Below are 17,817 nucleotides of genomic sequence, written 5' to 3'. Positions count from 1 at the left end.
GAGCAGATGAAGACCTACGACCTGATCATCGTCGGCACCGGTTCGGGTAACTCGATCCCGGACGAGCGCTTCGACGGGATGTCCATCGCCATCGTCGAGGAGGGCCGCTTCGGCGGCACCTGCCTGAACGTCGGCTGCATCCCGACGAAGATGTTCGTCTACCCCGCCGAGGTCGCCGCCGAGGCCGCCGACGCCCGCCGCCTGGGTGTCGAGCTGGACCTGGAGTCCGTGGACTGGCGGGACATCCAGCGCCGCGTCTTCGCCGAGAAGGTCGACCCGATCGCCGCCGGCGGCGAGGAGTACCGCCGCGGGGACCGCACCCCCAACATCGACGTCTACGCCGGGCACGCCGTCTTCAGCGGGCCGCGCACGCTGCGCGTCGGCGACGAGGAGATCGCCGGGCGCCAGATCGTGCTCGCCGTCGGCTCGCGCCCGGTCATCCCGGAGCAGATCGCCTCCTCCGGCGTGCGCTACCGCACCAACGAGGACGTCATGCGGCTCCCCGAGCGCCCGGAGCGCCTGGTCATCGTCGGCGGCGGCTACATCGCCATGGAGTTCGCCCACGTCTTCGCCTCCCTGGGTACGAAGGTGACCGTGCTCGTGCGCTCCGGCGCAGCGCTGCGCCACCTCGACGAGGAGCTCGTCGGGCGCTTCAACGACGCCGCACGCGAGCGCTTCGACATCCGCTACCACACCGAGGTGGTCTCGCTTGCCGACGCCGCGGACGGCGTCGTGGAGGTCGAGGTCACCGGTGGTGAGAAGATCACCGCCGACGAGGTGCTGGTGGCCACCGGCCGGGTGCCCAACGGCGACCTGATCGAGGCCGCCGCCGGCGGCGTGGAGGTCGACGGCGGGCGCGTGGTCGTCGACGAGTACGGCCGCTCCGTCAGCACCGAGGGCGTGTGGGCGCTCGGCGACGTCTCCTCGCCGTTCATGCTCAAGCACGTCGCCAACGCGGAGGCGCGCGCCGTGCAGCACAACCTGCTCAACCCCGGGGACCTGCGCCCGATGCCGCACGAGGCGGTGCCGGCGGCGGTGTTCACCCACCCGCAGATCGCCTCCGTGGGCCTGACGGAGAAGGAGGCGCGCGAGTCCGGCCGCGAGATCACGGTCAAGGTCCAGGAGTACGGCGACGTCGCCTACGGCTGGGCCATGGACGAGCACGTCGGCGTGGTCAAGCTGATCGCCGACCGCGCCAGCGGACGTCTGCTCGGCGCTCACATCCTGGGCGCGCAGGCTCCGACGCTGATCCAGACCGCGGTCACCGCGATGGCCTTCGGCCTGGACGTGCGCGAGCTGGCGCGTGGCCAGTACTGGATTCACCCGGCACTGCCGGAGGTCGTGGAGAACGCCCTGCTCGGGCTGGATTTCGCGGATTAGTCCCGGGCCGGCGGCAGAAAAATCGCGGCTGAGAACTCACAGCGTTCAATAACCTTGTCATTAAGGTTCCGCCCGCCCGGGTTCACCCTGGGCGCCGCCCGAAACCTGACCACTCCGACGCTAAGGAAGTTTCTCATGCGTTCCATCCGTCGCGCCGCAGTCGCCGGCGCCGCCGCCCTCGCCCTGACCGTGTCGGGCATGTCCGTCGCCTCCGCCGAGGAGGACGTCCAGACCCCGGCCACCGGCAACGCCTCGCTGTCCTCCCAGATCGGCGAGGGCCTCGACGCCGGCGAGAATGCCGACAGGAAGGCCTTCTTCCCCGGCTCCGCCGGTCTCGAGGAGGGCGAGGAGATCCCGAAGATCGAGGACCAGCCCGCGTGGTCCAAGGTCCTCTTCGCCGGCACCATCATCGGCACCATCGGCTCCATCCTCGGCCTGGTCGTCGGCCCGATCGTCAACTTCATCAACCACGGCTAACTCGGGGCGCCCCGCTCCGCACCACCACACGACCCGAAAGGTAAAAGACAAGAACCCATGCGTTCCTTCCGCACCATGGCCGTGGCCGTCGCCACCGCCGCCGCCGTCACCCTGACCGGTACCACCGTCGCCTCCGCCCAGTCCTCCGACCAGCAGCCGACCGCCGCGTCCGAGGGCCAGGGCGAGCCGCACGCCCCGTCCAACAACTCCGAGTTCTTCGACTCCTTCAAGCAGGACGGCGAGCGCACCCCGGACATCGAGGACGACCGCGACTTCATCGGCCACGACGCCTTCGGCGACGAGACCCGCTGGGACAAGGTCAACAACCCGGCCAAAGCCTGGATCGCCGTGACCTACGCCGGCCTCATCGGCACCGTCATCGGCGCCGTCAACTGGCTGAAGTACAACGGCATCCTGCCGGGCTAACTCCCCTCCGGAAAAAGGACCGACTTCCACCGAAAGAACAGACCCGCCGCGCGAGTGCGCGGCGGGTCTTTCGTGTGCCCCGGGCGGCCACGAGGGCGCCGGGGGCTCACCGGATCAGAAGGTCTCGGTGGGCAGGGTGAGGATCTCGTTGCCGTCCTCGGTGATGACCAGGGTGTGCTCGAACTGGGCGGTGAACTTACCGTCGCGGTTCTGCACGGTCCAGCCGTTGTCCCAGATGTCGTAGGCCAGGTCGCCCAGGTTGATCATCGGCTCGATGGTCAGGGTCATGCCCGGCTCGAGGATGTCGCGGTAGGCCTCCGAGTCGTAGTGCAGCACCACCAGGCCGTTGTGGAAGGTCGGGCCCACACCGTGGCCGGTGAAGTCGGTGACGACGTTGTAGCCGAAGCGCTTGGCGTAGCTCTCGATGACACGGCCGATGACGTTGATCTCGCGACCCGGCTTGGCCACCTTGATGCCGCGCATCATGGCCTCCCTGGTGCGCTCGACGAGCAGCTTGTGCTCCTCGGAGACGTTCCCGGCCAGGAAGGTGGCGTTGGTGTCGCCGTGCACGCCGTTCTTGTAGGCGGTCACGTCGATGTTGACGATGTCGCCGTCCTCGATGACGGTCGAGTCCGGGATGCCGTGGCAGACGATCTCGTTGAGCGAGACGCAGCAGGACTTGGGGAAGCCGCGGTAGCCCAGAGTGGACGGGTAGGCGCCGTGGTCGCACATGTAGTCGTGGGCGACCCGGTCGATCTCGTCGGTGGTCACCCCCGGGGCGACGGCCGCGCCGGCGGCGGCCAGCGCGTTGGCGGCGATCTCCGAGGCCTCACGCATCGCCTCGATGGTCTCCGGGGTCTGGACGAAGGGCTCTCCCACGTTCTCCTGGACCTCGTCCTTCCAGGCGTACTCGGGTCGCTCGATGGACTCCGGGACGGTCCGGATGGGGGTGGGCTTGCCTTCAGTCAGCTTCGCGCGTTCGGTCATGCGCCTCATAGTAATACCGGCTACGGCTGCCCGGCCTCCCCGGGTGCCGCGCCGATCTCCTCGGGGTTCGCGTCGCCGTCGAGGTGCCGGAAGAACTCGTCGGTGATGGCCACCGAGGTCTCGGAGCCGCCGCCGTAGACGACGAGCGTGGCGAAGGCGATGTCGTCGCGGTAGCCCGCGAACCAGGCGTGCGAGCCGTCGTTGACCTCGGCCTCACCGGTCTTGCCGTGGATCTCTCCCCCGGCGCTCATGCCGGCGGCCGTGCCGTTGGTGACCACCGTGCGCATCATGCGCTGCAGCGCCGCGATGGCCTCCGGGTCCGGCGGCTCGATCTGTTCGTCGACCGTCGTCTCACGCCCCGTGACCAGCTGCGGGGTCGGGGTGCGCCCGGCCGCCGCGGTGGCTGCCACCATCGCCAGGCCGAAGGGGCTGGCCAGGTCGAGGCCCTGGCCGTAGCCGGACTCGGTGCGGTCCAGCGGGGTCTCGCCGAAGGGCACCGAGCCGGTGACGGTCTCGAGGCCGGGGATGTCGTAGCTGAGCCCCAGACCGAACTGCTTGGCGGTGTGCTCGAGCTGGCCGGGCTCCAGCTTGGTGGAGATGTCGGCGAAGGTGGTGTTGCACGACCGGGCGAAGGCGGTCTCCAGGGAGGTGTCGCCGACGCCGGAGGCGTTATAGTTGGTCACCGTGCGCCCGTAGATGTCCATCGTTCCCGGGCACGGGACCGTCGAGTCGGGGGTCAGCCCCTCGTCGGCCACGCCGGCGGTGGCGGTGATCATCTTGAACACGGATCCGGGCGGGTACTGCCCGGTCAGGGCGATGTCGCCGTCCTTGTCAGCCTCCGGGGTCTGGGCGACGGCGAGGATGTCGCCGTTGGAGGGACGCACGGCCACGATCACGGCCTTCTGCTTCGCGTGCGCCTCCAGAGCACGCTGGGCGGCCAGCTGGACGGAGTGGTCGATGCTCACGCGCACCGCAGGTGCCAGCCGCGCGTCGTGGTGCTCGACGTCGTCAAGCTCGTTGCCCTCCGGGTTGACCACGGCGACCCGCCAGCCGTTCGCGCCGTCGAGCTCGTCGCCGACGGCGGCACGCACGCGCGAGAGGATGTCCGGGGCGAAGCCGGGCTCCGGGGTGACCATCGCGGCCTCGTCGTTGAGGGTGACCGCGTCGTCCCCGGCGAAGCGCTTGGCGACGCCGTCGGCCGCGGCGTCGTCGAGCATCGTCACCGAGTAGGGGCCGTCGGTCTCGCGCAGGTTCTTCTCCAGCTCCGCGGGGTCGATGCCGGCGTCGACGTCGGCGGCGTGCAGGGCCTCGGTGATCTCGCGGGAGAGCTTGCCGGGGGTGTCTGTCTTGGAGCCGTCGACGAGCAGGCGGTGGCGGACGCCGGGGGTGAGCAGGGCGACGCCGTCGGAGCTGACGACGCTGGCCTTCTCGGCGACGACGGGGCGCAGCTCGAGGTGCTGGTGCGCACCCAGGCGCGGGTGCAGCACGGTCGGCTGCCAGTGCACGGTCCAGTCGCGCCCCTCGCGCTGCAGGTTCACGTCCGTGTCGTAGGCGAAGTCGCGCCCGCGCGGCAGGTGCCAGGTCAGGCGGGCGTGCGCGGTCGCGGTGGCCGCGTCGGTCGACTCGGGCGTGTCCAGCCCGGTCAGCTCGGCGTCGAGGCCCTCGGCCTGCAGTCCGGACCAGGTCTGCTCGGTCGCGGCACGGGCCTCGTCGGGTGAGTCGACGAGGCCGGCCACCGTGTCGAGGTCGGCCTCGGCCAGCGCCGCCAGGAAGTCCGCCGCGACCGGCTCGGCCGACGGCGGCTTCGGGGTGCAGGCGACCAGGCCCGCGGCAGCGAGGGCCGCGGTGAGAAGAAACGCCAGCAGCCTGCGCACGGTGCTACCCCGTGACGCGCACGGACGGGCCGGCGCCGTTGTTCTGGGCGGCGGACAGCTCGTCGGGGTCCATGTCCTCGGCGAGGCGCTGGGCCTCCTCGAGCAGGGTCTCGACGATCTTGGACTCGGGCACGGTCTTGATGACCTCGCCCTTGACGAAGATCTGGCCCTTGCCGTTGCCGGAGGCCACGCCGAGGTCGGCGTCGCGAGCCTCGCCCGGGCCGTTGACCACGCAGCCCATCACGGCGACGCGCAGCGGGATGTCGAGGCCCTCCATGCCGGCGGTGACTTCCTCGGCCAGGGTGTAGACGTCCACCTGGGCGCGTCCGCAGGACGGGCAGGAAACGATCTCGAGACCGCGCTGGCGCAGGTTCAGCGACTGCAGGATCTGGTCGCCGACCTTGATCTCCTCGACCGGGTCGGCCGACAGGGAGACCCGGATGGTGTCGCCGATGCCGGAGCCGAGCAGCCAGCCGAAGGCCACGGAGGACTTGATGGTGCCCTGGAAGGCCGGGCCGGCCTCGGTGACACCCAGGTGCAGCGGGTAGTCGGTCTTGGCGGCCAGCTGACGGTAGGCCTCGACCATGACGACCGGGTCGTTGTGCTTGACGGAGATGGCGATGTCGCCGAAGCCGTACTCCTCGAAGAGGCCGGCCTCCCAGATGGCGGACTCGACCAGGGCCTCCGGGGTGGCCTTGCCGTACTTCTCCAGCAGGCGCTTGTCCAGCGAACCGGCGTTGACTCCGATGCGGATCGGCACGCCCGCGTCACCGGCGGCCTTGGCGACCTCCTTGACGCGGCCGTCGAACTCGCGGATGTTACCCGGGTTGACGCGCACGGCCGCGCAGCCGGCGTCGATGGCGGCGAAGATGTACTTCGGCTGGAAATGGATGTCCGCGATGACCGGGATCGGCGACTTCTTCGCGATCGCGGGCAGCGCGTCGGCGTCCACCGTCTTCGGGCAGGCGACGCGCACGATGTCGCAGCCGGTCGCCGTCAGCTGGGCGATCTGCTGCAGGGTCGCGTTGACGTCGTGGGTGCGCGTCGTGGTCATCGACTGCACGGAGACCGGATAGTCGGAGCCGACACCGACGTCGCCCACCATCAGCTGGCGGGTCTTGCGGCGCGGGGCCAGGGTGGGCGGCGGTGCGTCGGGGAGTCCGAGACCGACGGTATTCGACACTGTGCATGCTCCTTGGGTCAAACGGGTTCGCGCCGATTCTACCGCCCGGCGTCACTGCGGGTCGGGAGGCCGGGCCGCGGCGGGTGCGCGCCGCGACGGGCGCCCCGGCGGGCGCCGGCTCAGCCGAAGAGGCGTACCGGGTTGACCACGTCGGCGACGATGACCACCGCGCCGAGTGCCAGCAGCGCGGCGCCGACGGTGTAGGTCAGCGGCAGCAGCCGGGTGTAGTCGGCCGGACCGGCCGGCGGCAGCCCGCGCAGGGCGCGGATCCGGTCGCGCACGGCCTCCCAGACGACGACGGCGACGTGCCCGCCGTCGAAGGGCGGCAGCGGGATGAGGTTGAACAGCGCCAGGAAGAAGTTCAGCGAGGCCAGCATCATCCAGAAGACGTCCCAGAGGGACCGCTCGACCAGCTCGCCGCCGACGCGGGAGGCGCCGACGACGCTCATCGGCGACTCCTGGGAGCGCTCGGCACCGAAGATGCTGGCGACCACCCCGGGGATCTGGGCGGGCAGCTTGCCCAGCGCGGTGAGCGTGCCCTGCAGCAGCTCGCCGGTGTAGGCGCCGGTGGCCGGCACGGCCTCCGCCGGCCCGAAGCGCTTGACGGCCTCGGGCACCGGGGCGCCGACCAGGCCGACCGCGCCCACTCCCCCGGCGTCGGCGACGTCCACGGTCACCGTGCGCTCGGCGCCGTCGCGCTCGACGGTCAGCTCGGCGTCACCGCCGGGCATGCCGCGCACGGTGTCGCGCAGGGTGAGGAAGTCCGGGATCTCCTCGCCGTCGACGGCCAGGATCCGGTCGCCGACCTCGATGTCGGCGGCCGCGGCCGTGCCGTCGGGCAGCACCTCGCCGACCACGGCGGTGCGGTCGGCGTAGGGGTTGGGGATGCCGCTGGTGACGGCCACCCCGTAGAGGATGGTGAAGCCGATCAAGAGGTTCATCAGGATCCCGCCGAGCAGCACCACGACCCGCTTCCAGCGGGCCTGGTTGCGCATGGCGTAGGGCTCCTCGTCCTCGGTGACCTCGTCGAGGGCCGTCATCCCGGCGATCTCGCAGAAGCCGCCGAGCGGCAGGGCGCACACGCCGTAGCGGGTCTGGCCGATCTTCCTGGAGAAGACCTCGGGGCCGAAGCCGATCATGTAGCGGCGCACGCGCATGCCGAAGCTGCGGGCCGCCACCAGGTGGCCAGCCTCGTGCAGCGCGATGGTGACCGCGATGCCCAGGGCGAACAGCGCCACCCCGGCGATGTAGGCGACCACCTAGCCGGCCGCCTTCTCCGCGGCCGCACGCGCACGCTCGCGCGCGGTGCGCTCGGCGGCGTAGACGTCCTCGATGTCGCGCGGGCGGCCGGCGAAGTCGTCGGCACCGGCGAGGACCTCCTCGATGACGTCGACGATCTGCGGGAAGCGCAGGCGCCCGTTGAGGAAGGCGTCGGCGGCCTCCTCGTTGGCGGCGTTGTAGACCGCCGGCCACGTCCCGCCGCGCCGGGCCGTGTCCCGGGCCAGCTCCACGGCCGGGAAGTTCTTGTTGTCCAGGGGCGCGAAGTCCCAGGAGTAGGTGCTGCCGAAGTCGAGGAAGGGCTCGACCTCGGGCACGCGGTCCGGCCAGCCGAGCGCCAGCGAGATCGGCAGGCGCATCGAGGGCCGGGAGGCCTCGGCGATGGTCACGCCGTCGGCGAAGGTGACCATGGAGTGGATGATCGACTGCGGGTGGACCACCACGTCGACGTCGTCGGGGGCGACGTCGAAGAGCAGCGTCGCCTCGATGAGCTCCAGGCCCTTGTTGACCAGGGTGGCGGAGTTGAGCGTGTTCATCTGGCCCATCGACCACACCGGGTGCTTGCCGGCCTGTTCCGGGGTGACCGGCCACATGCGGCGCCGGTCCCAGCCGCGGAACGGCCCGCCGGAGGCGGTGAGCACCAGGCGGGCGACCTCGGCGCGCGAGCCGCCGCGCATGGCCTGCGCCATGGCGGAGTGCTCGGAGTCGACCGGCACGATCTGGCCGGGCTTGGCGCGCCGGGTGACCAGGTGGCCGCCGGCGACGAGGGACTCCTTGTTGGCCAGGGCCAGGGTGGCCCCGGAGTCGATGGTGGCCAGGGTGGCGGGCAGGCCCTGCGAGCCGACCATGCCGTTGAGCACGGTGTCGACCTCGCCGGCGGTCTCCTCGACGAGCACGCGGGCGGCGTCGGCGCCGGCGATGACCTCGCCGCCGAGGCGCTCGGCCACCCGGCGGGCGGCCGACTCGTCGGCCACGGCCACGCGCCCGGGCGCCAGGCCCAGGGTCTCGGCCTGCTCGGCCAGCGCCGCGGGGTTGCCGCCGCCGGCGGCGATGCCGACGACCTCGAAGCGCTCGGGGTGCTCGGAGACGACCTCGAGGGCCTGCGTGCCGATGGATCCGGTGGAGCCCAGAAGGACGATGCGTTTCCTGTTCTGCTCAGTCACGGCGACCATTGTTCCATTTTCGCCCGCCCACGACGGGGGAACCGCCCACGGAGTGGGGCGGCACGTCGGAAATTGAACGTACGGGCACCGCACCGCCCCCGCGGAGGCCGTCCACCCGCCCCGGGAGGGGGCAGACGAAAGAATGACCGGGCCTATTCCAAGGTCGGTCCCGTGGCCGGTTTCGGCCCTCCGTGTGGCAGAATGGACGCGAAGAACGAGCTTTTCCCAGCGCGCGCAAAGGAGATTGCACCGTGGCAGGTAACCACGAGCCCAAGGCCGAGATCTACAACGGCGTGTCCACCCTCGACGAGCCCTCCGCGGCGTGGGGCTGGCACGGCATCGGCAACCGCGCCATCCAGCTGGCCGGCTGGATCTCCGTGATCTTCCTGCTCGCGATGAACTTCGGTAACCACCGCGGCCACGTCGAGACCATCTGGCTCAACGGCTTGGCCATCGTCATCGCCCTCGGCCTGCTCCTGCTGCTCTTCCAGCCGAAGCTGAGCCAGGTGCGCACCCTGTCGGCGCGCAACAAGCCGGTCGGCCACCAGGAGCCCGACTGGGCCTACGACCAGGCCACCCTGTCCGGCGCCTACGCCGACCTGACCGACTCGCAGCTGCGCGCGCTGAACATCGAGCCCTCCCGGGTGGCCGACCTGCGCCGCCTGCCGCAGTCCGAGGCCCCGGCCGCGCACGCCGTGACCGAGGGCGGCGCCCACGCCGCGACCGAGCAGCACTAGGCACCGCGCGCGCCGCGCGCCTACAGACGACGGTCCCCCGCCCACCTTCCTGGTGGACGGGGGACCTTTCTGTGCGCCGGATCAGGCGGACTGCTGCTCGTCGGCCTTGAGCTGGCCGCAGGCCGCGGCGATCTCCGAGCCCTTGGTGTCGCGCACCGTGCACGGCACGCCCTGGGCGATGACGCGGCGGACAAACTCGTCCTGGCGCTCCCTCGGCGAGGCGTCCCACTCGCTACCCGGGGTCGGGTTCAGCGGGATGACGTTGACGTGCACCTTGGGGCCGAGCGCCTTGTGCAGCTTCTTGCCCAGCATGTCGGCGCGCCACGGCTGGTCGTTCTTGTCGCGGATGAGCGCGTACTCGATCGAGACGCGCCGGCCGGACTTGTCCGCGTAGTAGCGGGCGGCGTCGAGGACCTCGGCGACCGGCCAGCGGTTGTTGACCGGCACCAGGGTGTCGCGCAGCTCGTCGTCCGGGGTGTGCAGCGAGACCGCCAGGCGCACGGAGAGCTCCTCGTCGGCCAGACGCCGGATCGCCGGGGCCAGCCCCACCGTCGAGACGGTCACGCCGCGCTGGGAGATGCCGAAGCCGTGCGGGCCGGCGGCGGTGATCTGGCGCACGGCGGAGACGACGCGCTTGTAGTTGGCCAGCGGCTCGCCCATGCCCATGAAGACGACGTTGGACAGGCGCTTGCCCTCGGCGGCCATCGTCGCGGCGGCGTTGCGGACCTGGTCGACGATCTCGCCGGTGGACAGGTTGCGATCCAGACCGCCCTGCCCGGTGGCGCAGAACGGGCAGTTCATGCCGCAGCCGGCCTGGGAGGACACGCACAGCGTGGCCCGGCCCGGGTAGCGCATGAGCACGCTCTCGAGCAGCGTGGAGTCGTACAGGCGCCACAGCGTCTTGCGGGTCTCACCGTCGTCGGTGGTCAGGTGGCGCAGCGGCTGCATCAGCTGCGGGAAGAGCTTCTCGGCGACCTCCTCGCGGGCGGCGGCGGGAAGGTCCGTCATCGTCAGGGGGTCCGCCTCGTGGCGCACGTAGTAGTGGCGGGCGATCTGGTCGGCGCGGAACTTGGGCAGGCCGAGCTCGGCGAGCGCCTCGATGCGCGCGTCCTCGGAGAGGTCGGCGAAGTGCTTCGGCGGCATGCCGCGCTTGGGGGCGGCGAACTGCAGGGGAACGGGAGTAGCCATAGTGGCCCCATTCTCACACCCCACGGCCCCGTTTTCGAATCGCGCTCGGGCACAATGGAGCCATGACGAACAGTTACCCCGCCGGCCGCGGCGCCGACGACGCCCACTCCCCCGCCGACCCCTACGCCGGGGCCACGCCCGACGCCTTCGACGAGGCCCCGATTTCCGACGTCCCGGTGGTCCGGGAGGAGGGCACGCCCGCCGAGGGTGCGCGGCGCGCCGAGCGCGCCGAGCGCGCTGAGCGCGTGGAGCCCTCGGAGCGTTCCGAGCCGCGGGAGGAGCGCCGCGATGAGCCGCGCGGGACCGGGCGCACCGTCGCCGGGTCGACGTGGGTGGCGATGATCATCGGCGCGCTGCTGCTGATCCTGCTGCTCGTCTTCATCATGCAGAACCCCGAGGCCGTCGAGCTGAAGCTGTTCGCCTGGGAGTTCTCCGTGCCCTCGGGCGTGGGCTTCCTCCTGGCCGCCATCGTCGGCGCGCTGATCATGGCGCTGGTCGGCGGGGTGCGCATGTTCGAGCTGCGCCGCGCCGCCAAGCGCGGGTAGCCGCCGGATCAGGCGACGATACTGAGCAGCAGCCAGCTGACCATCGCCGCCGGCAGCAGCCCGTCGAGGCGGTCCATCAGGCCGCCGTGGCCGGGCAGCATGCCCGACATGTCCTTGATCTTCAGGTCGCGCTTGAACTGCGACTCGACCAGGTCGCCGAGCGTGGCGCACACGGCCATGAGGGCACCGAGTGCCAGGCCCAGGTACCAGGCGTGGTCGAGCAGCAGGCAGACCAGCAGCGTGCCGGCCACCGCCGCCCAGACCACGGAGCCGATGAAGCCCTCGACGGACTTGTTGGGGCTCACGGCCGGGGCCAGGGGGTGCGAGCCGAAGAGCACGCCGGTGACGTAGCCTCCGGTGTCGGAGGCGATCACGCAGACGACGAAGGTGATGATGAACGCACCCGCGTCCAGGTGCGGCCCGCCGAGGCGCGAGATCATCGCGGCGAAGGCCGCGAAGAGCGGCACCCAAGTCAGCACGAAGATGGAGACGCCGGTGTCGCGCAGGTAGTTCTCCGGGGCGTGGTTGCGCCCGCGGTGGAAGAGCCGGCCGAACATGACCACCAGGGCGGCGGCGACGAAGCCGGTGGCGATGCCGGTCACCCCGAAGGGCCAGGAGGCCCAGAGCATGACCTGGCCGCCGACGATCAGCGTGATCGGGTGGACCACGTAGCCCTGTTCGCGCAGCCGGCTGCAGACCTCCCAGGTCGCCAGCCCCGCGGCGGCGGCCACCAGCGGGTACCAGGCGAACGGCCCGGTCAGGGCCGCGATGAGCACCAGCAGGCCGAGCCCCACGCCCACGGCGACCGCCTTCTTCAGGTCGCGTCCGGCGGAGTTCTTCGGCTTGAAGCCGAGGCGGCGGGCCTTGGCCGGTGCGGCCTCGGGCGCCGTGCGGGCATCTGCCCGCCCCGGCTGCCCGCTGGGGGTCTCACTCACCTGAGCTGGCTCCTTTGTCGTTCTCGCCCGCGAGGTCTCCCCCGGCGGCCGAGGCTGCGGTTGGCTGGTTCTCACATACCCGGGCGCCGGAGCGTCCGGGGTGTCCGGCCGCGGGTACGGCCGGTGTGGCGGAGGCTAGACCTCCATCAGCTCGCCTTCCTTGGCCTCGACGAGCTCGTCGATCTTGCCCACCTGGGTGTGGGTGAGCTTGTCGAGCTCCTTCTCGGCGGCCTGAACCTCGTCCTCGCCTGCGTCGCCGTCCTTCTGCAGCTTCTTGAGCTGCTCCATGCCCTTGCGGCGGATGTTGCGGATGGCGATCTTGCCGTCCTCGCCCTTGGACTTGGCCACCTTGACCATGTCGCGGCGGCGCTCCTCGGTCAGCTGCGGCACGGTCACGCGCAGCACCTGGCCGTCGTTGGTCGGGTTCACGCCGAGGTCGGAGTTGCGGATGGCCTTCTCGATCTCCTCCATCACGGAGGGCTCGTAGGGCTTGATCAGCAGCATGCGCGGCTCCGGCACCGAGATGGTGGACATCTGGGTGATCGGCGTCGGCACCCCGTAGTACTCGGCGATGACCCCGTTGAACATCGAGGGGTTCGCGCGGCCGGTACGGATGGTGGTCAGGTCCTCGCGGGTGTGCTCGACCGTGGCCTCCATGCGCTCCTCGGAGTCCAGCAGAATGTCGTCGATCATCGGAAAATCAGGTCCTTACGTCTCGGTTCGGAGGGTTTTCGCGTACAGGACAAATCTATCAGGACTGCACCAGGGTCCCGATGCGCTCGCCGCTGACGGCGCGCGCGATGTTGCCCTCGGTGAGCAGGTTGAACACCAGGATCGGCATGTTGTTGTCCATGCACAGGCTGAACGCGGTGGCGTCGGCGACCTTCAGGCCGCGCTCGATGACCTCGCGCGGGGTGATCTCGTCGAAGAGCTCGGCGTTCGAGTCCACGCGCGGGTCGGCGGAGTAGACGCCGTCGACGGCCTTGGCCATCAGCAGCACCTCGCAGCCGATCTCGAGGGCACGCTGGGCGGCGGTGGTGTCGGTGGAGAAGTACGGCATGCCCATGCCGGCGCCGAAGATGACCACGCGGCCCTTCTCCAGGTGGCGGGAGGCACGCAGCGGCAGGTAGGGCTCGGCGATCTGTGCCATGTTGATGGCGGTCTGCACGCGGCACTCGACGCCCTCCTGGAGCAGGAAGTCCTGCAGAGCCAGGCAGTTCATCACGGTGCCGAGCATGCCCATGTAGTCGGAGCGGGCGCGGTCCATGCCACGCTGCTGCAGCTGGGCGCCGCGGAAGAAGTTGCCGCCGCCGATGACGACGGCGACCTCGGTGCCGGCGTTGGCGATCTCGGCGATCTGCCGGGCGACGTTCTCGACGACGTCGGGGTCGATGCCGACCTGTCCGCCGCCGAACATCTCACCGCCCAGTTTGAGCATCACCCGCTTGTATCCGGTGCGCTGGCGGGTCGTCTCCTCCGAGAGGGTCACTGTCGGCTCCTTATTTGCCTGGTGGTCGGTCACTGCCGGGCGGTCTGCGCCTCGCGGACATCCTACCGCGCCGGTGCCCGTGCCCCGAGTGCCGCCCCGGCCGCGTCAGACCCCGCTGACCCCGGGCACCGTGCGGTCGCCCGCACGCCGGTGCTCCAGGGCGTCGCGCACCGCGTGCGAGGAGGCCGCGGCCCCCTCCGGGGTCGGGTGGACGAGGTCCTCGCGCAGCTTCGACTGGTCCGCTTTGACGGCGTGGCACCAGTCGGCGACGGCGGACAGGGACGCAGGCCCCGTCGGCGCTGCGGGGGCGTCGGAAATTGAAGACGCGGCGGTGGCGGACATAGGGCGCACCCTATGACACACACCACCGCCGCGTCTGCATTGCCCGGGGAGTGTTCCCCGGAAAAAGCGGTCGGGCCGGAGTTACTCCTGGCCGACCTCGAAGCGGGCGAACCCGGTGAGGGTCACGCCGGCCTCGTCGGCGACCTGCTTGACGGTCTTCTTGTTGTCGGCCACGGACGGCTGGTCCAGCAGCACGACGTCCTTGTAGAAGCCGTTGAGACGACCCTCCACGATCTTCGGGATCGCCTTCTCGGGCTTGCCCTCCTCGCGGGTGATCTTCTCGGCGATGCCGCGCTCCTTCTCGATGACGTCGGCGGGGACGTCCTCGCGGGTGAGGTACTTCGCCTTGAGAGCGGCGACCTGCATGGCGGCGGCGTGGGCGCCGGCCTCGGCGTCCTCGCCCTCACCGGTGTAGGTCACGAGCACACCGACGGCCGGCGGCAGGTCCGCCGAACGCTGGTGCAGGTAGACGGAGACGTGCTCGCCCTCGACGGTGGCGGCACGGCGCAGCTGCAGCTTCTCGCCGATCTTGGCGGAGAGGGCCTCGAGGTAGTCGTGGGCGGACTGGCCCTCGACCTGGACCTCGTTGAGCTCCTCGGCGCTGTTGGCCTTGGCCTCGGCGGCGGCGTCGGCGATCTTCTGCGCGGTCTCCTTGAACTCGGCGTTCTTGGCCACGAAGTCGGTCTCGGAGTTGACCTCGATCATCGTGTTGCCGGAGACGGCGATCAGACCCTCGAGGGCGTTGCGCTCGGCGCGCTTGCCCACGTCCTTCGCGCCCTTGACGCGCAGGATCTCGACGGCCTTCTCGAAGTCGCCCGAGGTCTCGTCGAGCGCCTTCTTGCAGTCGAGCATCCCGGAGCCGGTCTTCTCGCGCAGCTTCTTGACATCCGCAGCGGTGTAGTTCGCCATTGGCGGGCGATCCTCCTAGTTCGTGAAAAAGGGTTTACCGGGTGGCCATGCTAGCCGAGGGCTACTCGCCCTGCTTGGCCTCGGCGCCGTCATTCTCGGCGGGGGCCTCCGCGGCCTTCTCGTCGGCCTTGGCGGCGTCCGCGGCATCGGCGGCGGCCTTCTCGTCGGTGTCGCCGGCGGCCTCACGGGCGGCGGCGAGCTGACGCTCCTCGCGGGCCTTCTTGCCCTCGACGACGGCCTCGCCGACGATGTGGGTCAGCAGCTTGACGGAGCGGATCGCGTCGTCGTTGCCCGGGATCGGGTAGGTGACCTCGTCGGGGTCGCAGTTGGTGTCGAGGATGGCGACGACCGGGATGTTGAGCTTGCGCGCCTCGGCGACGGCGATGTGCTCCTTGTTGGTGTCGACGATCCACAGGGCGGAGGGCACCTTGGTCATGTCCGAGATGCCGCCCAGGACGCGCTCCAGCTTGGTGCGCTCGCGGGTGAGCATCAGGACTTCCTTCTTGGTGCGGCCGAGGTAGCCGTCCTCGGCGGCGTCCATGGCCTGCAGCTCCTTCATGCGGTGCAGGCGCTTGGAGACGGTCTGGAAGTTGGTCAGCATGCCACCGAGCCAGCGGTGGTTGACGAACGGCATCCCGACGCGCTCGGCCTCTTCCTGCACGGCCTCCTGGGCCTGCTTCTTGGTGCCGACGAACAGGATGTTGCCGCCGTGGGCGACGGTCTCCTTGACGAACTCGTAGGCCTCGTCGATGTAGGTCAGCGTCTGCTGCAGGTCGATGATGTAGATGCCGTTGCGGTCGGTGAAGATGTGACGGCGCATCTTCGGGTTCCAGCGACGCGTCTGGTGGCCGAAGTGGACACCGGCATCGAGAAGCTCGCGCATGGTAACGACTGCCATGGGTTCTTCCCTTTCTCTTTTTGGGTTTTGGTTGTCTTTCCGCGACAGGATTTGTGGCTTTGTCCTGCGCCCTGGCGACCTCCGCGCCCAAACCCAACGCCCCTACCGGTGAAGGTCGGGGACCGTGTCGGGTCCTCGGGTCGCAGACTCCCGGAGCCTGCGTGCGGGTGCCGCAGCGTAGTCAGCACGCCCGGAGGGCACACTGCTGCGCGCGATAATACCTGCCGGATCGCCCCAGGCCAAACGGTACGCGCCGGAATCCACAGGCGGCGGTCACACCCGTACCACCCGTTTCATCCGCCCCGGTCTCCACAGATTGACGACGTCCCGGTGGCCGCCGTGGGCGGTTCCCGCTTGGCTTGCGGGCATGGAGCACTCATTCTCACGCGCCCCACGCGTCGCCGCCCGGCGCCGGCTGTTTCCCGGCGTGGCCGCCGCCCGACGCGCGCTGCGCACCGCGGTCACGGTCGTGGCGGTGGTGGCGCTGGCCGCCTCGTCCGCGACTCCGGCCGGCCACTCCCCCGCCACCGGCCCCGTGGCCCGCACCGCCGCCCACGCTTCCGAAGCCTCTGACGCTTACCGTCTGACCGCCGACGCCGAGCCGCGCCGGCGGAACACCGTGCGCTACACGGACCCGCTGACGGGAGGGCGCACGCCCTCGCGGGTGACCCGGGGTTTCGACCCGCCGGCCCACGACTGGCTGCCCGGCCACCGCGGCGTGGACCTGGCGGCCACGCCGGGCACCCCGGTGCTCGCGGCCGCGGCCGGCACGGTGGCCTTCGCGGGACAGGTCGCGGGCACCCCGGTGGTGTCGATCGACCACGCCGACGGGCTGCGCACGACCTATCAGCCGGTGCGCGCCGCGGTGCGCCGCGGCCAGGAGGTCGCCGGCGGCGAGCGCATCGGGGTTCTGGTCACCGCGGCTCCGGCGCACGGCGAGGCCTTAGGCGACGCGGATGCGGGCGCCGGCGATGCCGCCCACGACGGGCTGCACTGGGGTGCGCGTCCCGGCGACTCGCCGACCGCCTACGTCGACCCGCTGGCGCTTCTCGAGGCCGCCGTCATCCGGCTCAAGCCCCTCAGGCCCGGGGATGGGCCTGCTGGTAGACGCGCTTGAGGCGGTTGGTGGAGACGTGGGTGTAGATCTGCGTGGTCTGCATCGACGAGTGGCCGAGCAGCTCCTGGACCTCGCGCAGGTCCGCGCCTCCTTCGAGCAGGTGGGTGGCCGCCGAGTGGCGCAGGTCATGCGGGCTGGCCTCGCCGGCGCCGACGGCCTCGACGGCCGCGGAGACCACGCGGCGGACCTGCCGGTCGGTGATCCGCCCGCCGCGCACGCCGAGGAAGACCGCGTTCCGGTCGGCCGCGCGCCCTGCGTTTTCCGGGCGGATGAGCTGCGGGCGGCCGCGGTCCAGCCAGGCGGAAAGCGCCGCGGCTGCCGGCCTGCCGAAGGGTGCGGTGCGCTGCTTGTACCCCTTACCGGTCACCCGCAGGGTGCCGGATTTCAGGTCCACGTCGTCGACGTCCAGACCGGTCAGCTCGCTGACGCGGATGCCGGTGGCGTAGAGCAGCTCGAGGATCGCGGCGTCGCGGAGCTCCTCGGGCCCGGCCTCCTCGGACCCCGCGGCGGCGTCGCCGGCGTCGAGGACCTCGCGGGCCTGGTTCTCGCTGAGCACGTGCGGCAGGTGGCGCTTCGGTGCCGGCGTCGACAGGCGCGCGGCGACGTCGCGCTCGAGGTGTCCGTGGCGCACCGCCCAGGTGGAGAAGGCCCGCGCGCTGGCGGTGCGCCTCGCCAGCGTGGAGCGGGCGAGGCCCCGGTGGGCGGCCTCGCCGAGCCAGGCGCGCAGGTTCTCCAGGGTGAACTCGGCGAAGGTGGGGATCACACCCGCCAGGTCGAGCAGGTCGGAGTGGTAGGAGCGCACGGTCGCCGGCGAGCGGCCCAGGACGAGTTCCTGGTACTCGGCGAAGTCGCCCGCCGCCGCCTCGATCTGTGACTCGTGTGCTCCCAT

At 70.9% G+C, this 17,817-nt stretch carries 19 protein-coding genes; 6 read left to right on the top strand and 13 right to left on the bottom strand.

Annotation, left to right across the window (positions count from 1 at the left end; genetic code table 11):
- The first annotated feature begins 6 nt into the window (after positions 1 to 6).
- The 3 genes from mtr (at position 7) to QP119_RS01910 (ending at position 2,283) form a co-directional block, all read left to right on the top strand.
- The gene (mtr, locus tag QP119_RS01920) at positions 7 to 1,380 is read left to right on the top strand and encodes a mycothione reductase (protein ID WP_284773303.1); all 1,374 of its coding nucleotides are present in this window, start codon (positions 7 to 9) and stop codon (positions 1,378 to 1,380) included.
- A gap of 135 nt (positions 1,381 to 1,515) precedes the next feature.
- Positions 1,516 to 1,857 (top strand): hypothetical protein, encoded by a 342-nt coding sequence (locus QP119_RS01915; protein WP_284773301.1) that lies wholly within the window; start codon positions 1,516 to 1,518, stop codon positions 1,855 to 1,857.
- A 57-nt stretch (positions 1,858 to 1,914) separates the two neighbouring features.
- Positions 1,915 to 2,283 (top strand): hypothetical protein, encoded by a 369-nt coding sequence (locus QP119_RS01910; RefSeq protein WP_284773300.1) that lies wholly within the window; start codon positions 1,915 to 1,917, stop codon positions 2,281 to 2,283.
- A gap of 114 nt (positions 2,284 to 2,397) precedes the next feature.
- Here QP119_RS01910 and map read toward each other — a convergent pair whose 3' ends face one another.
- The 5 genes from map to dxr all read right to left on the bottom strand — a co-directional run bounded on the left by map (position 2,398) and on the right by dxr (position 8,777).
- Positions 2,398 to 3,270: a type I methionyl aminopeptidase gene (gene map, locus QP119_RS01905; protein ID WP_284773299.1), complete on the bottom strand. Its 873-nt coding sequence runs from the start codon at positions 3,268 to 3,270 to the stop codon at positions 2,398 to 2,400.
- Between the two features lie 20 nt (positions 3,271 to 3,290).
- Positions 3,291 to 5,144, bottom strand: a complete 1,854-nt coding sequence (locus QP119_RS01900) for a penicillin-binding transpeptidase domain-containing protein (RefSeq protein WP_284773298.1) — start codon at positions 5,142 to 5,144, stop codon at positions 3,291 to 3,293.
- Positions 5,145 to 5,148: 4 nt separating this feature from the next.
- Positions 5,149 to 6,327 (bottom strand): flavodoxin-dependent (E)-4-hydroxy-3-methylbut-2-enyl-diphosphate synthase, encoded by a 1,179-nt coding sequence (ispG, locus tag QP119_RS01895; RefSeq protein ID WP_284773296.1) that lies wholly within the window; start codon positions 6,325 to 6,327, stop codon positions 5,149 to 5,151.
- A 119-nt stretch (positions 6,328 to 6,446) separates the two neighbouring features.
- The gene (locus tag QP119_RS01890; RefSeq protein ID WP_284773294.1) at positions 6,447 to 7,586 is read right to left on the bottom strand and encodes a M50 family metallopeptidase; all 1,140 of its coding nucleotides are present in this window, start codon (positions 7,584 to 7,586) and stop codon (positions 6,447 to 6,449) included.
- Positions 7,587 to 8,777, bottom strand: coding sequence for a 1-deoxy-D-xylulose-5-phosphate reductoisomerase (dxr, locus tag QP119_RS01885; RefSeq protein WP_284773293.1), 1,191 nt, complete (start codon positions 8,775 to 8,777; stop codon positions 7,587 to 7,589).
- A 242-nt stretch (positions 8,778 to 9,019) separates the two neighbouring features.
- On the opposite strand from dxr, the gene QP119_RS01880 reads away from it, so the two are divergent.
- The gene (locus QP119_RS01880) at positions 9,020 to 9,505 is read left to right on the top strand and encodes a DUF2631 domain-containing protein (RefSeq protein WP_284773291.1); all 486 of its coding nucleotides are present in this window, start codon (positions 9,020 to 9,022) and stop codon (positions 9,503 to 9,505) included.
- Positions 9,506 to 9,586: 81 nt separating this feature from the next.
- On the opposite strand, the gene rlmN is transcribed toward QP119_RS01880, so the two are convergent.
- A complete protein-coding gene (rlmN, locus tag QP119_RS01875) occupies positions 9,587 to 10,693 on the bottom strand; it encodes a 23S rRNA (adenine(2503)-C(2))-methyltransferase RlmN (RefSeq protein ID WP_284773289.1) in 1,107 nt (368 codons plus the stop codon).
- Positions 10,694 to 10,755: 62 nt separating this feature from the next.
- Between rlmN and QP119_RS01870 the strand changes: the two genes are divergently transcribed.
- On the top strand, positions 10,756 to 11,238 hold the full coding sequence (locus QP119_RS01870; RefSeq protein ID WP_336620393.1) for a LapA family protein: 483 nt from the start codon (positions 10,756 to 10,758) through the stop codon (positions 11,236 to 11,238).
- An 8-nt stretch (positions 11,239 to 11,246) separates the two neighbouring features.
- Here the strand turns inward: QP119_RS01870 and QP119_RS01865 are convergent, their stop codons facing one another.
- The 6 genes from QP119_RS01865 to rpsB all read right to left on the bottom strand — a co-directional run bounded on the left by QP119_RS01865 (position 11,247) and on the right by rpsB (position 15,811).
- Positions 11,247 to 12,056 carry a phosphatidate cytidylyltransferase gene (locus tag QP119_RS01865; protein WP_284773365.1) on the bottom strand — a complete coding sequence of 270 codons (810 nt, stop codon included), beginning with the start codon at positions 12,054 to 12,056 and terminating at the stop codon, positions 11,247 to 11,249.
- A 252-nt stretch (positions 12,057 to 12,308) separates the two neighbouring features.
- Positions 12,309 to 12,866 (bottom strand): ribosome recycling factor, encoded by a 558-nt coding sequence (gene frr, locus QP119_RS01860; RefSeq protein WP_284773288.1) that lies wholly within the window; start codon positions 12,864 to 12,866, stop codon positions 12,309 to 12,311.
- 58 nt (positions 12,867 to 12,924) lie between these two features.
- The gene (gene pyrH, locus QP119_RS01855; protein WP_284773364.1) at positions 12,925 to 13,611 is read right to left on the bottom strand and encodes a UMP kinase; all 687 of its coding nucleotides are present in this window, start codon (positions 13,609 to 13,611) and stop codon (positions 12,925 to 12,927) included.
- A gap of 156 nt (positions 13,612 to 13,767) precedes the next feature.
- A complete protein-coding gene (locus tag QP119_RS01850) occupies positions 13,768 to 14,004 on the bottom strand; it encodes a hypothetical protein (protein ID WP_284773286.1) in 237 nt (78 codons plus the stop codon).
- 81 nt (positions 14,005 to 14,085) lie between these two features.
- Complete coding sequence (gene tsf / locus QP119_RS01845; protein ID WP_284773284.1) at positions 14,086 to 14,913, bottom strand: translation elongation factor Ts; 828 nt, start codon at positions 14,911 to 14,913, stop codon at positions 14,086 to 14,088.
- A 61-nt stretch (positions 14,914 to 14,974) separates the two neighbouring features.
- On the bottom strand, positions 14,975 to 15,811 hold the full coding sequence (gene rpsB, locus QP119_RS01840) for a 30S ribosomal protein S2 (protein WP_284773282.1): 837 nt from the start codon (positions 15,809 to 15,811) through the stop codon (positions 14,975 to 14,977).
- Positions 15,812 to 16,178: 367 nt separating this feature from the next.
- Here rpsB and QP119_RS11805 point away from each other — a divergent pair, with 367 nt between their 5' ends.
- Positions 16,179 to 16,928 (top strand): M23 family metallopeptidase, encoded by a 750-nt coding sequence (locus tag QP119_RS11805; protein WP_336620392.1) that lies wholly within the window; start codon positions 16,179 to 16,181, stop codon positions 16,926 to 16,928.
- Here the strand turns inward: QP119_RS11805 and QP119_RS01830 are convergent.
- Positions 16,891 to 17,817, bottom strand: a complete 927-nt coding sequence (locus tag QP119_RS01830; protein WP_284773279.1) for a tyrosine recombinase XerC — start codon at positions 17,815 to 17,817, stop codon at positions 16,891 to 16,893. The two genes, QP119_RS11805 and QP119_RS01830, sit on opposite strands and share 38 nt — an antisense overlap.

Source organism: Corynebacterium frankenforstense (genome assembly GCF_030211955.1).
GTDB classification, from domain to species: Bacteria; Actinomycetota; Actinomycetes; order Mycobacteriales; family Mycobacteriaceae; genus Corynebacterium; species Corynebacterium frankenforstense_A.
The sequence above is the reverse complement of the archived record's forward strand: the minus strand, read 5'-3'. Positions and strand labels throughout refer to the sequence as shown.